The organism is Citrobacter sp. Marseille-Q3906, assembly GCF_916618775.1.
GTDB classification, from domain to species: domain Bacteria; phylum Pseudomonadota; class Gammaproteobacteria; order Enterobacterales; family Enterobacteriaceae; genus Citrobacter; species Citrobacter murliniae.
Map to the genome: position 1 here is coordinate 1 of NZ_CAKAKA010000003.1, position 14692 is coordinate 14692.

Sequence of the window (14692 nt, forward strand, 5' to 3'; positions counted from 1 at the left end):
TTTGCTTTTCTCTGCGAAGTTCTCAGTGGAACCCCGCTGACCCGGCGGCCTGTAGTCCGTTGTTCCGTGTCAGTGGAGGCGCATTATAGGGAGTTATTTCAGGCTGACAAGGGGAAATTTAAAATAACTTTCTGAGTGCGTGTTTTTTCACCAAAACCGTCATTAACATGCCATAAAATAAGCAATTTGCCGTTTTTGCAACCGCAATCACACTTCCTGATGGCATACTAATGAATAAGAGAAAGACTTAAGGAAGAACATTCATGCCTTTAAATGCCCAACAGTTAGCTGCACAGAAGAACCTTTCCTATGTTCTGGCTGAAAAGCTGGCTCAACGAATATTAAAAGGTCAGTACGCACCGGGTGCAATCCTACCAGGCGAAATTGAGCTGGGTGACCAGTTTGGCGTGAGTCGCACGGCGGTAAGAGAAGCGGTAAAAACATTAACGGCAAAAGGTATGGTATTACCACGCCCCCGGATTGGCACACGAGTGATGCCGCAGGCAAACTGGAATTTCCTCGACCAGGAGCTGCTTACCTGGTGGATGACGGAAGATAATTTCCCTCAGGTCATCAAACATTTTCTGGTGATGCGCATTAGCCTGGAGCCCCAGGCCTGTTTACTGGCTGCAACCATAGGTACGGCAGAACAGAAGGCACATCTGAATACATTAATGGAAGAGATGGTCGAGCTGAAAAGAAACTTTAAGCGTGAACGCTGGATTGAAGTTGATATCGCCTGGCATGAGCACATCTATGAGATGAGTGCGAATCCATTCCTGATATCCTTTGCATCGTTGTTCCATTCTGTCTACCAGACCTATTTTACCTCTATTACCTATAACGATGTGGTAAAGCTGGATTTGCATCAGGCCATTGTCGATGCAATAGAGGATAGTGATGGCGATCGCGCCTTCACTGCCTGTCAGGCATTACTGATAGCGCCGAACGAACTCCCGGATAAATAATCTATGGCAGAAAAGAAATCGCGCAGTATGGCCGGGTTGCCATGGATAGCAGCCATGGCCTTTTTTATGCAGGCATTAGACGCCACCATCCTCAATACCGCCTTACCCGCAATAGCACAAAGCCTGAACCGCTCCCCACTTGCCATGCAGTCTGCCATTATCAGTTATACCCTGACTGTTGCGATGTTGATCCCAGTGAGTGGATGGCTGGCAGACCGCTTCGGCACCCGGCGCGTATTTATGATCGCCGTTAGTCTCTTTACCCTGGGTTCACTTGCCTGTGCGCTATCTGGTTCATTAACCGAACTGGTGATATTTCGTGTTATACAAGGCATTGGTGGCGCAATGATGATGCCTGTTGCCCGCCTGGCACTGCTTCGTGCCTATCCACGTAGTGAACTTCTTCCCGTCCTTAACTTCGTGACCATGCCTGGACTTGTGGGGCCGATTTTAGGTCCAGTACTGGGTGGCGTGCTGGTCACGTGGGCCAGCTGGCACTGGATCTTCCTGATTAATATTCCCATTGGCATAGCAGGTATCTTTTATGCCCGCAAATATATGCCTAACTTCACCACGCCGCGCCGCGGTTTTGATATGACCGGTTTCCTTCTCTTTGGCCTGAGTCTGGTGCTGTTTTCCAGCGGCGTTGAGCTGTTCGGTGAGAAGCTGGTCGCCAGCTGGATTGCCCTAAGTATTATTCTCGGCAGCATTTTGTTACTGCTCGCCTACATTCGCCACGCGCGCCGTCATCCGACACCGCTAATATCGCTGCCAATCTTTAAGACGCGAACCTTTTCCGTCGGTATCGCGGGAAACCTGGCGACTCGTCTGGGTACAGGATGTGTTCCCTTCTTAATGCCGCTGATGTTGCAGGTAGGATTTGGTTATCCGGCGCTGATTGCCGGTTGCATGATGGCGCCGACGGCGCTGGGATCAATTCTGGCTAAATCGATGGTGACGCAGGTACTGCGTCGCCTTGGCTACAGAACTACACTGGTCGGCATTACGGTGTTTATCGGCCTGATGATTGCACAGTTCTCATTGCAATCCCCAGCAATGCCAGTATGGATGCTGATCCTGCCATTGTTCATTTTAGGCATGGCGATGTCCACCCAGTTTACCTCGATGAATACGATTACCCTTGCGGACCTGACCGATGATAATGCCAGTAGCGGAAACAGCGTGTTAGCCGTCACTCAGCAATTGTCGATCAGTTTAGGAGTGGCAATCAGCGCCGCCGTGCTGCGTATATATGAAGGCATTGAAGGAACCAATACGGTCGAACAGTTCCACTATACCTTTATTACCATGGGCGCTATCACTGTGGTTTCGGCGCTGATGTTTATGCTGCTAAAAACCAAAGATGGTCGCAATTTAATCAAAGACCGGCATAAGCCTAAGCCGAGCCCCGCGCCATCAGAACAGGAGTAAGCTGCAATCGCTGTTGCTGCAATGCGGGCTGTGCCATACGGTGGATCAACACATCTATGGCCAGTTCGCCCAATTCATCTTTCGGTTGATGAATCGTCGTAAGCGGCGGCGTCATATAGCGAGCCAGCTCAATATCATCATAACCCACCACCGCCATATCCTGCGGGATACGCAATCCTGATTGATACAGGGCCTGATACGCACCGACTGCCATCGCATCATTTCCCGTGAAAACGGCCTGCGGTCGTTGTTTATGCGACAGCAGCGTTTGCATGGCTGAAAATCCACCGCCAAACTCGAAATCGCCGGTAATCTCATAACCTTCCGGGATAGCTAATCCTGCTCGCTGCATTGCTGCCCGATACCCTTCCAGACGCAAACGCGCCGGTGTTTTATCCAGAGGTCCGGTAATACAGGCAATGCGTGTAAACCCTTTTTCGATAAGATGCTGCGTGGCTAAATCCCCACCCAACAAGGAATTATCCTGAATCAGGTCACTTTCACCATCAAAGGGGGACCAGTCCATCATCACAGTAGGAATAGAAGGATAACGCTGCATGATCTCTCTGGAAGGCTGATGTGTTTCCGTGCAGAGCAGCAGTAAACCGTCCACCCGCTTTTGCATCAACGTTTCCAGATTACGATTCATACGCTGTTCATCACCTTCGGTATTGCACAACACCAGACTGTAGCCCCGCTCAAAACAGCTGCGTTCAACACCGCGAACCAGTTCAGAATAAAAGGGATTGGTACTGGCAGTGATTAACATGCCTATGGTGTGGGTCTGATTTAACTTGAGGCTACGCGCCAGCGCGGAAGGCGCGTAGTTAAGCTCTTTAATCGCAGCGTCAACTTTATCGGTGATAGCCTCACTGACAAAGCGATCTTTATTGATGACGTGAGAAACCGTCGACGTGGAAACACCCGCAAGGCGGGCAACGTCCTTCATTGTAGCCAAGCGTTACCTCTGCTGTAAAAACGCCTCTATTTCTTCGCGCCACGGAACGGAAGGCTGTGCGCCTTTACGCGTTACCGCAATCGCCGCAGCCGCATGCGCAAAGCGAATCGCTTCTGGCAACGGAGTCTCTTCCAGTAAGGCTGTGATTAACGCGCCGTTAAAAGTGTCTCCGGCCGCGATGGTATCTACGGCATCCACTTTGAAACCGGGAACTCGACTACCTTTACCGTTCACGCTGGCCCATACACCACGACTACCTAAGGTAATCAGTACGGTGTGAATACCCTTTGCATGCAACGCCTGCGCTGCTTTAGCCGCATCATCATCATTTTCTACACGGATCCCTGTCAGCTTTTCAGCCTCGGTTTCATTTGGGGTAATGATGTCCACCAGCGCCAGCAACTCGTCAGAAAGTTCACGCGCCGGAGCCGGGTTAAGCGCTACCGTCGTATTGTTTTGATGCGCAATCTTTGCTGCGGTCAGCACACTTTCAATCGGCGACTCTAATTGCATCAGTAGTGCCGATGCCTGGGCAATGCGATCACGCTGAGCTTCCACCAGCGCAGGCGAAAGCGCAGCATTCGCTCCGGCATGAATACCGATGACGTTCTCACCTTCACCATTAACAAAAATCAGCGCCACGCCGGTCGATTCCCCCTGAATCACGCTAATGGGAGCAATATCGATGTTATCACTGGCTAATTGCTTGCGAACACTTTCACCAATATCGTCGTCACCTGTACAGGCAATAAACGCGATATTCGCGCCACTACGACCCGCAGCAACTGCCTGATTCGCGCCTTTTCCACCAAATGCCACCTGATAATGGCTACCGGTTACGGTTTCACCAGGAGTGGGGAAGGATTTAAGGTTAAGGATGTGATCGGCATTAATACTGCCAAGAACAACGAGGTTGCCTGCGGTTTTCATGTTCGGAATTCCAAGTCAAAGTGCGCCACCGGGTTAGGGTGGCGCGTGCCCTGCTTTTCTTTTTACGCTTTCATCTTCAAATTGATGAGGATGGCGTATTTATGTCGCCATCAGGCCGCGAGCGACCTGAATCGCTATTACTGCTTGATGACCAGCTTCAGGTCAACCGGATATTTAGCCTGAACTTTCTCGCCTTTCAGTACTTTATCCGCAGTTTCAACGCCTTTCGCGCCAATCTGATCCGGTAACTGAGCGATAGTCGCAGCCAGTTTGCCATCATTTACCGCTTTTTCGCCATCTGGCGTGCCGTCAAATCCAACCACCATCACATCAGATTTACCGGCAGTTTGCAGTGCACGCAGCGCGCCAAGTGCCATTTCATCGTTCTGGGCAAATACGGCCTGCACATCAGGGTGAGCAGTCAGCAGGTTCTGCATAACGTTCAGACCTTTGGTACGGTCGAAGTCTGCCGGCTGGCTGGCCAGTACATTAAATTTGTGTGCCGCAACGGCCTGCTGGAAACCTTCGCCACGCTCACGGGCCGCAGAAGTTCCGGCAATACCCTGCAGTTCAATAACTTTCGCGCCTTCACCCGCTTTTTTCGCGATGTAATCGCCAGCAATTTTACCGCCCAGCACGTTGTCTGACGCAATGTGGCTCACAACCTCACCTTTAGACGCTACGCGGTCCAGGGTAATTACCGGGATTTTCGCCTGGTTAGCCATCTTCACGGCGTTACCGACGGCATCGGAGTCAGTCGGGTTAATAAGCAGAATTTTAGTACCGCGAACTGTTAAATCCTGAACGTTCGCCAGCTCTTTCGCCGGGTTATTCTGCGAATCCAGAATCACCAGGTTGTAGCCCAGTTTATCCGCTTCTTTTTGCGCCCCATCCTTCAGAGAGACAAAGAACGGGTTGTTGAGCGTGGAGACCACCAGCGCAATGGTATCTTTTGCCATCGCATTCGCACTCACAGTGGCGCTCAGCGCGACAGCAGAAACCAGGGTAGCCAGTTTTTTCATGTTCATATTTAAGATGTCCTGTAGTCGTTATTACTGCTTTTTGTTGTCTACCAGTACCGCCAGCAAAATCACCACAGCTTTGACGATCATCTGGTAATAGGAGGAAACACCTAACAAATTCAAACCATTATTGAGGAAGCCAAGAATTAATGCGCCGATCAGCGTCCCAACAATGCGTCCTTTACCGCCAGCCAGGCTGGTACCGCCTAATACGACCGCGGCGATAGCATCCAGCTCATAACCAGTTCCTGCCGTTGGTTGAGCAGATGAAAGACGCGCAACTTCGATGATGCCCGCCAGCGATGCCAGCAGCCCACAAAGTGAATAAACAATAATTTTGATTTTACTGACGCTGATGCCTGACAGGCGCGTCGCCGCTTCGTTACCGCCCAGCGCATAGATATAGCGACCAAGGCGAGTATGATGAAGCATGTACCACGCAGCGAGGAAGACAATCCCCATAATCCACACTGGCGTTGGGATCCCCAGAGGACGGCCAATACCAAACCAACCGAAGACATCGGCATTATCGGTAAATCCGGTATTAACGGGGCTACCGTTGGTATACACCATGGTCACACCGCGCAGCAGCAACATCATCACCAACGTAGCGATGAACGCCTGTACGCGGCCTTTCGCGACAATCACTCCGGTCACCGCACCAATAGCAGCACCTAACGCCAGAGCAGCCGCAACAGCCACCAGCGCGTTAACCTCAATCCCGACAATGGAAGCAGCAACCGCACCGGTAAGCGCCAGCAGGGAACCGACTGACAGATCGATACCCGACGTCAAGATCACCAACGTCATGCCGACAGCCATAATGGCGTTAACTGACGTTTGCTGGAGAATGTTAAACAGGTTATTTACGGTAAAAAAGTTGGGACTCATAGTGGAAACAATCGCGATCAGCACCAACAGAGCGATGAGCGACTTTTGCTCCAGAAGCCATGCTTTGGTGAAATAACGGCGACCAGAAACAGCCTGGGTAGTCATCTTTTTTACTCCTGATTCACGCGATTAAGCTTGCCTACAGCGGCAGCCATTAATACTTCCTGAGTGGCCTGCTCGCGAGTGAACTCACCGCCAAGATGCCCTTCATGCATGACGATAATTCGATCGCTCATGCCCAATACTTCTGGCATCTCCGAGGAGACCAGAATGATACTTAGCCCATCAGCCTTAAACTGATTGATAAGCTGATAAATCTCTTTCTTAGCCCCGACATCCACGCCACGCGTTGGTTCATCGAGGATCAGCACTTTTGGCCGGGTCATCAACCCGCGCGCAATCGCTACTTTCTGCTGATTGCCGCCGGAGAGCAGACCAATGGCCTGTTCCATTGATGGCGTTTTCACATTGAACAGACGGATAAAATCATCCACCGCCTGCTGCTCATCTTTATGTTTCAGGCTTCCGCCCGCGCGACTGAAATAACGCAGCGCCGTCAGCGACATGTTCTCTTTAACCGACATACCCAGCACTAAGCCATCGCGCTTACGGTCTTCAGAAATATAGACGATACCGTTAGCCAGCCCATCCTGCGGAGAACGGGTGACAACCTCATGTCCGTCAAGCGTGACATAACCGCTGGAGCGAGGTAACGCGCCGTACAGCACTTTCATCAGTTCGGTACGCCCAGCGCCCATCAGTCCTGATACGCCAAGGATCTCTCCTTTACGCAGGGTGAATGAAACGTCATTAACCCCAGGACCGCACAGATTATCGACCTTCAGACGCACATCGCCTGGTGCTTTATCCAGACGTGGATACTGATCTTCCAGCTTACGCCCCACCATCATTTCAATCAGCGAGTCTTCAGTAAGCGTTGCAACTTCACGTTCAGCAATAAACTGTCCATCGCGAAAAACGGTCACGTCATCGCAGATCTCGAAGATCTCTTTCATGCGGTGGGAGATATAGACAATGCCGCGCCCCTGCGACTTAAGCTCGCGGATCACGCGGAACAAAGACTCAGTTTCGGTATCGGTCAGCGCATCCGTCGGTTCATCCATAATGATGACTCTGGATTCAAAGCTCAGCACTTTGGCAATTTCTACCATCTGCTGATCGCCAATTGACAACTCCCCCACCAGCCTGTCGCTTTTAAAACGCAGATTGAGTTTGGCTAGCAGCAGGTCGGCTTCGGCGTACATCTTCTTCCAGTCAATTTTGCCAAAGCGATTTACAAACTCACGGCCAAGAAAAATGTTCTCAGCAATAGTGAGTTGTGGGATCAGGTTTAGCTCCTGGTGAATGATGCCAATCCCGGCCTCCTGAGAGGATTTAGGACCGTTAAAGGTGGTTTCTTTACCCAACCATAATAAAGAACCGGCATCACGGGTATAGATACCGGTCAGGACTTTCATCATGGTGGATTTACCCGCGCCGTTTTCTCCCACCAGCGCCATGACGCGGCCTGGGTAGACATTTAACGCGGCGCCGGATAGCGCTTTGACGCCCGGGAACGCTTTATCGATCCCTTTGAGTTGCAGTAATGCGTTCATGATGGCCTCAGAACGTGACGCCAGCACAAAGAATGATATTCGCATACGGAGAACATTCTCCGCTGCGAATTACCGCCTGACTGTCTGCGGTCTGTTTTTTGAATTGTTCATGCGTGGTGTAACGAATTTCAATGGTATTTCCCTGGTGTTGTTGCAGTTGCTCAATGTGGTTGAGCAACGTTTCGTGGAGTTGCGGATTATGTTGTTTAATTTCCGTCGCGAGAATGGCCGCCTCGACCTGCATTTCACGAGTAACCACATCCAGTACCTGCATAAAAGAAGGTACGCCCTGGGTTAATGCCATATCAATACGCGTTGTGCTGTTCGGAATGGGTAAACCTGCATCACATACTACCAGCGTATCGGTATGCCCCAGACGGGAGATCACCGATGAAATTTCAGAGTTGAGTACTGCGCCTTTCTTCATTTTCTTTCCCCACTAGCGAAACGTTTCGCTGAGAATAATTTTAGTCTGAAGGATGCACAGAAAACCACCACGACGTTACGAAAATGTGATCGCCATCGAAACGTTTCGCAAGCCGTATCATTTGACGAAAAGAAAATTGCGATGATGAAAACAAAACCCCCTCTTTCATAATGAAAGAGGGGGTCAGTTGCATTAAATCTCGACCTGAGTACCGAGTTCAATAACCCGGTTCGGCGGGATTTCAAACTGGTCTGGTGCGCGTAGCGCATTGCGTTGCAGCAGAAGATACAACTTACCGCGCAGGCGTAAATACCAAGGCCGTTTACCCACGATTAGCGACTCGTGCGACATGAAGAAAGATGTTTCCATCATCCGACAGCTAAGTCCTTCCAGACCACAGCGATGGAATACTTCTTCTACATTAGGCGTTTCACGCCAGCCATAACTGGCAACCACGCGCCAGAAGGTGGGCGACAGCTGCTCAATTTGCACCCTACGCACATTATGAACATACGGCGCATCTTCCGTTCGTAGCGTCAGCAGGATCACACGCTCATGCAGCACTTTGTTATGTTTTAAGTTATGTAGAAGCGCAAACGGGATAACATTTAGCGCTCGCGACATATACACGGCCGTTCCCGGCACACGTACCGGTGGTGATTTCTCCAGGGAAGCAATCATCGCTTCCAGAGAGTTACCGTGTTCATGCATGCGACGTAACAGACGGAAGCGTTCACTCTTCCAGGTCGTCATAATGGTGAACATCACCAGACCGAGCGAAAGTGGCAGCCAGCCGCCAGAAATCAGTTTATCGAGGTTCGCAGAGAACAGCGGAATATCGATGCACAGGAACGCCACCAGAATCAGGAAAACGAAGTATTTATTCCAGTGCCAGTTTTTACGCGCCACGGTGGTCGACAGAATAGAAGTCAGTACCATCGTTCCCGTTACCGCAATACCGTACGCGGCAGCCAAATTACTGGAATGCTCAAAGCTCACAATGACAATCACCACCGCAAAGTAGAGCATCCAGTTTACAAAAGGAATATAGATCTGACCCGATTCCATTTCGGAGGTATGGATAATGCGCATAGGTGATAAATATCCCAAACGTACGGCCTGACGTGTCAGAGAGAATACGCCGGAAATGACCGCCTGTGAGGCGATAACCGTTGCCAATGCAGCAAGGATCAACAGTGGAATTAACGCCCAGTCAGGCGCCAACAGGAAGAACGGGTTTTTGATCGCTTCAGGATGTTTTAACAGCAACGCTCCTTGACCAAAATAGTTTAGCACCAGCGAAGGCAAAACGACCGAGAACCAGGCCAGACGAATAGGCAACTTACCAAAGTGGCCCATATCGGCATACAGCGCTTCAACACCGGTGATTGACAGAACCACAGCGCCCAATGCGATGAATGACAACGTTTTGAACTCCAGGAAGAAATGCACTGCCCAGTAAGGATTCAGCGCTTGCAGTACTTCCGGGTTCGCAATAATACTGCGCACGCCTAATACGGCCAGAACCAGGAACCAAAGCAGCATAATGGGAGCAAACAGCTTACCCACCATCCCGGTACCGTGTTTTTGAATTAAAAACAGCAGGGTAAGTACGATAATGGATAGCGGGACTATCCAGGTATCAAGCTGTGGGGCTATGATTTCCAGGCCTTCAATCGCCGACATCACCGAAATGGCCGGGGTAATCACCACCTCACCATAGAAGAAGCTGCCACCAATCAACCCCATAATGACCAGCATTGACGTTGTTCGCGCCGACGTATTGCGCCCGGCCAACGACATCAATGTCAGGATCCCACCTTCACCGGCATTATCCGCACGCATGACAAACGTCAGATACTTAATAGAGACAACAAAGATCAGTAGCCAGAAAATCAGCGAGAGAAAACCAAACACGGCATCACGTTCAACACCAAAGCCGAACTGGCCGGACAAACATTCACGAAGTGTATAAAGCGGGCTGGTACCGATATCACCGTAGACAACCCCAATGGCTGCGAGAGTAATCGCAGACAATGATTGCTTATTATCAGTGCTCATAGACTAGTCTTTCGTTTATACACGTCATCCTTCAAACTACTCCGCGTTGGCAGCACTCCCCCGGTAACTTACAAATGTAAGCTCAGAAGGTTCACTCCTTTGCCGCCTTGATGCAGCCTGAATGATTTAGTGTATATATATATGAAATGTGTGCGTAGTCCCTTGGCCCACAAAAAGGCGCACAGTATGCACGATTAATCGCAAAATCGTACCCCTAAATGAGACCAGATTAATCTGGCTCAAAGAAAATTAAACGCACCTTAAGTCTATTATTGCCCTGGTGTGAAACAGCTATACTCGCTGTTCACGCAGTACATTTGGCGAAAGGACGCCACTTCATTATGGCTCACCCACATTTATTAGCGGAAAGAATTTCCCGTCTGAGCAATGCGCTGGAAAAGGGACTTTATGAACGTAGCCACGCCATCCGTCTTTGTCTGCTGGCTGCACTGAGCGGCGAGAGCGTTTTCTTATTAGGCCCTCCAGGGATCGCTAAAAGCTTAATAGCTCGCCGATTGAAGTTTGCTTTTAAAAACGCACGCGCTTTCGAATACCTGATGACGCGCTTCTCTACACCAGAAGAGGTTTTTGGTCCCCTGTCCATTCAGGCCCTGAAGGATGAAGGACGCTATGAGCGCTTAACGGCAGGCTATCTTCCTGAAGCTGAAATCGTCTTTCTGGATGAAATCTGGAAAGCAGGCCCGGCCATTCTTAATACCCTGCTTACCGCCATTAACGAACGCCATTTCCGTAACGGTGCGCACGAAGAAAAAATCCCGATGCGTCTGCTGGTGGCGGCTTCCAACGAACTGCCTGAAGCAGACAGTAGTCTGGAAGCCTTGTACGACCGTATGCTGATTCGCTTGTGGCTGGATAAGGTGCAGGACAAGGCCAACTTCCGCTCAATGCTGTTAAGCCAACAAGATGAAAGCGACAATCCGGTCCCAGCGACGTTACAGGTGACGGATGAAGAGTATTACCAGTGGCAAAAAGACATTGGTGCGATCCAGCTTCCTGATCGTGTATTCGAACTTATTTTTACGCTGCGCCAACAACTGGACGCGATACCAAACGCCCCTTATGTGTCTGACCGTCGCTGGAAGAAAGCGATCCGCTTACTCCAGGCAAGCGCCTTCTTTAGCGGACGCGATGCAGTCGCTCCTATCGATCTCATTCTGTTGAAAGATTGCCTGTGGTACGACGCACAAAGCCTGAATCTGATGCAGCAACAGCTGGAAGTTTTGATGACCGGACACGCCTGGCAACAACAGGCGATGCTGACGCGCCTTGGGGCTATTATGCAGCGTCGAATCCAGCTTCAGCAGCAGCAAAGCGATAAAACTGCCTTCACCGTCATTCGTCAGGGTGGAATGTTCAGCCGTCGTCCTCACTATGATCTTCCCCCAGAAGTCACTGCATCCGTATTGACGTTACTGCTACAAAAACCCTTAAAACTGCACGATATGGAGGTGATCCATATTTCGTTTGAACGTAGCGCCCTGGAACAGTGGCTTACGAAAGGCGGTGAGATCCGTGGAAAACTAAACGGGATCGGGTTTGCACAGACGCTAAATATGGAGGTCGACAGCGCCCAACACCTGGTGGTTCGCGACGTCAGTTTACAAGGCTCCCGTCTGGCGCTGCCTGGGTCATCTGAAGAGAGTATGCCCAGCGAGATAAAACAGCAGCTTGAAGCGCTCGACAACGAGTGGCACCAACAGCATAGCGGGTTTAGCGAACAGCAAAAATGTCTGTTTATCCATAGTGACTGGTTAGGTCGTATTGAGGCCAGCCTGCAGGAAGTTGGAGAGCAGATCCGACAGGCGCAACAATGCTAACCCTTGATACGCTAAATATCATGCTGGCAGTAAGCGAAGAAGGGATGATCGAAGAGATGATCCTCGCTCTGCTGGCCTCTCCACAACTGGCGGTATTTTTTGAAAAATTCCCCCGGTTAAAGAAAGCCATTGCTAACGATCTTCCCCGCTGGCGAGAGGCATTACGCAACCGTCTTAAAGACACTCGCGTACCGCCGGAACTGACAGAAGAGGTGATGTGTTACCAACAAAGTCAACTTCTATCCACCCCGCAGTTTATCGTCCAGTTACCGCAAATATTAACGCTGTTACACCGGCTACATTCCCCCTACGCTGGACAAGCCCAGCAACTGGTCGATAGCAATAGTACGTTTACGCCCGCGCTGCACACGCTTTTTCTACAGCGCTGGCGCTTAAGCCTGGTGATTCAAACCACAACGCTGAATCAGCAACTACTGGAAGAAGAGCGCGAACAACTGCTCAGTGAAGTACAGGAGAGGATGACTCTCAGTGGACAACTGGATCCAGTGCTGGCGGAAAATGACAATGCCGCAGGCCGTTTGTGGGATATGAGCGCAGGTCAAATCAAACGTGGCGATTATCAGCTGATTGTGAAATACGGCGATTTCCTGACACAACAACCCGAACTCCAGCGTCTGGCCGAGCAACTGGGGCGCTCCAGGGAAGCGAAATCTGTACCGCGAAAAGATGCGCCGATGGAAACATTCCGTACCCTGGTGCGGGAACCTGCAACCGTCCCCGAACAGGTTGATGGCATTCAGCAAAGTGACGATATTCTGCGCCTGTTGCCGCCAGAATTAGCCACACTCGGCATCACTGAACTGGAATATGAATTCTACCGTCGGCTGGTGGAAAAACAGCTACTGACCTACCGCCTTCATGGTGAAGCATGGCGCGAGAAAGTGACAGAGCGTCCGGTTGTACATCAGGACTTTGATGAACAGCCACGTGGGCCTTTTATTGTCTGCGTGGATACCTCAGGGTCAATGGGGGGATTTAACGAACAGTGCGCAAAAGCCTTTTGCCTGGCGCTGATGCGCGTTGCCCTCGCCGATAACCGCCGCTGCTTCATTATGCTATTTTCAACTGAAGTCGTGCGCTATGAGCTGTCCGGAGCGCAAGGCATTGAGCAAGCGATCCGTTTTCTAAGCCAGCGTTTTCGCGGCGGTACAGATATTGCCAGCTGTTTTCGCGCCATTATAGAAAGGATGCAGGGGCGAGAATGGTTTGATGCCGATGCGGTAGTTATTTCGGATTTTATCGCTCAGCGCTTGCCTGATGAGGTCGTCAATAAAGTGGGAGAGCTACAGCGGGTACACCAGCACCGTTTTCATGCGGTCGCAATGTCTGCCCATGGCAAACCCGGTATCATGCGCATTTTCGATCATATCTGGCGCTTTGATACCGGGATGCGAAGCCGCCTGCTCAGACGCTGGCAGCGTTAGTACTTACAGCAGAGAGGCAACGCTTTCACGTACCTGTGTCGGCCATACGCCGCACTGTACCTGACCAATGTGCGGCAACTGCAGCAACAGCATAGTCAGGCGTGACTGACCAATACCCCCGCCAATGGTCTGCGGCATTTCGCCACGCAACAGCGCCTGGTGCCACTCCAGACTCAGGCGATCTTCATCACCAGTCAGAGCAAGCTGGTGCTTAAGCGCATCAGCATCCACGCGGATCCCCATAGAAGAAAGTTCAAACGCATCTTCCAGCACCGGGTTCCACACCAGGATATCACCGTTCAGACCAGCGTAGCCCAGTTCGGAAGCTGAGCTCCAGTCATCATAGTCCGGCGCACGAACGTCATGGCGATGACCGTCGCTGAGCTTGCCGCCGATCCCCACCAGGAATACAGCGCCCAGCTCTTTAGCAATCGCACGCTCACGACCTTTTGCATCAAGCCCCGGATAACGGGATAACAGCTCCTGGCTGTGAACAAAGTGGATCTGCTCTGGCAGGAACGGTGCCAGACCAAATTCTTTGCTCACCGCAGCTTCAGTTGCCTTAATTCCCGCCCAAATAGCCTCTACCGTGCTTTTCAGGGTGGAGAATTGACGCTCACCGTCGCCCATTACGCGCTCCCAGTCCCACTGATCGACGTAAACAGAATGGAGCGGAGAGAGGCGATCTTCATCGGGGCGCAGGGCTTTCATGTGCGTGTACAGCCCTTCGCCCGCGCTGAAGTCGTGTTGTCCCAGTGTTTGACGTTTCCACTTCGCCAGTGAATGAACCACTTCGAACTGGGCGTCAGGCAATGCTTTTACTTTTACCTGCACCGCTTTTTCACAGCCCGACAAGTTATCCTGCGTGCCATCTCCTACACGACTGAGGATCGGGGCCTGTACTTCGATCAGACCTAAACGCTCCTCCAGCTGACGAGAAAAATGAGATTTCACGAAGCTAATTTGACGTTGTTTGGCAATGTAAGCGGTTTTCATTATTTTTACTCCTGTGTCCTGTTGCCTATGATTAAGCAACAGAATGAGGGCAATATTCAATAATCAACAAACAAAAAGCCATGTTCGATTTTGATTCGTTAAAAATAAC

At 50.8% G+C, this 14692-nt stretch carries 12 protein-coding genes; 4 read left to right on the plus strand and 8 right to left on the minus strand.

What is annotated here, in order from left to right; all coding sequences use genetic code 11:
• Positions 1-263: 263 nt before the first annotated feature.
• Both LG384_RS17385 and mdtD read left to right on the plus strand, forming a co-directional pair.
• Entirely contained in the window at positions 264-968 is a 705-nt protein-coding gene (locus LG384_RS17385; RefSeq protein ID WP_045449039.1) for a FadR/GntR family transcriptional regulator, read from the plus strand.
• A 3-nt stretch (positions 969-971) separates the two neighbouring features.
• Positions 972-2399, plus strand: coding sequence for a multidrug transporter subunit MdtD (gene mdtD, locus LG384_RS17390; protein ID WP_225761316.1), 1428 nt, complete (start codon positions 972-974; stop codon positions 2397-2399).
• Here the strand turns inward: mdtD and rbsR are convergent.
• The 7 genes from rbsR to kup all read right to left on the minus strand — a co-directional run bounded on the left by rbsR (position 2365) and on the right by kup (position 10304).
• Positions 2365-3357 carry a ribose operon transcriptional repressor RbsR gene (gene rbsR / locus LG384_RS17395; RefSeq protein WP_136345351.1) on the minus strand — a complete coding sequence of 331 codons (993 nt, stop codon included), beginning with the start codon at positions 3355-3357 and terminating at the stop codon, positions 2365-2367. The genes mdtD and rbsR overlap by 35 nt on opposite strands.
• Before the next feature lie 3 nt (positions 3358-3360).
• Positions 3361-4287 carry a ribokinase gene (gene rbsK, locus LG384_RS17400; protein WP_048223241.1) on the minus strand — a complete coding sequence of 309 codons (927 nt, stop codon included), beginning with the start codon at positions 4285-4287 and terminating at the stop codon, positions 3361-3363.
• Positions 4288-4424: 137 nt separating this feature from the next.
• Complete coding sequence (gene rbsB / locus LG384_RS17405; protein WP_003023760.1) at positions 4425-5315, minus strand: ribose ABC transporter substrate-binding protein RbsB; 891 nt, start codon at positions 5313-5315, stop codon at positions 4425-4427.
• 24 nt (positions 5316-5339) lie between these two features.
• Complete coding sequence (gene rbsC, locus LG384_RS17410) at positions 5340-6305, minus strand: ribose ABC transporter permease (RefSeq protein WP_045449027.1); 966 nt, start codon at positions 6303-6305, stop codon at positions 5340-5342.
• Positions 6306-6310: 5 nt separating this feature from the next.
• On the minus strand, positions 6311-7816 hold the full coding sequence (gene rbsA / locus LG384_RS17415; protein WP_045449026.1) for a ribose ABC transporter ATP-binding protein RbsA: 1506 nt from the start codon (positions 7814-7816) through the stop codon (positions 6311-6313).
• Between the two features lie 7 nt (positions 7817-7823).
• On the minus strand, positions 7824-8243 hold the full coding sequence (gene rbsD / locus LG384_RS17420; protein ID WP_045449025.1) for a D-ribose pyranase: 420 nt from the start codon (positions 8241-8243) through the stop codon (positions 7824-7826).
• 192 nt (positions 8244-8435) lie between these two features.
• Complete coding sequence (gene kup / locus LG384_RS17425; protein WP_048223237.1) at positions 8436-10304, minus strand: low affinity potassium transporter Kup; 1869 nt, start codon at positions 10302-10304, stop codon at positions 8436-8438.
• A gap of 341 nt (positions 10305-10645) precedes the next feature.
• Here kup and ravA point away from each other — a divergent pair, with 341 nt between their 5' ends.
• Together ravA and viaA are read left to right on the plus strand one after the other, a co-directional pair.
• Entirely contained in the window at positions 10646-12142 is a 1497-nt protein-coding gene (gene ravA / locus LG384_RS17430; protein WP_048223234.1) for an ATPase RavA, read from the plus strand.
• Complete coding sequence (viaA, locus tag LG384_RS17435; protein WP_045449017.1) at positions 12136-13587, plus strand: ATPase RavA stimulator ViaA; 1452 nt, start codon at positions 12136-12138, stop codon at positions 13585-13587. The genes ravA and viaA overlap by 7 nt, the downstream gene beginning before the upstream one ends.
• 3 nt (positions 13588-13590) lie before the next feature.
• Here viaA and asnA read toward each other — a convergent pair whose 3' ends face one another.
• Entirely contained in the window at positions 13591-14583 is a 993-nt protein-coding gene (gene asnA / locus LG384_RS17440) for an aspartate--ammonia ligase (protein ID WP_045449015.1), read from the minus strand.
• Between the last annotated feature and the right edge of the window lie 109 nt (positions 14584-14692).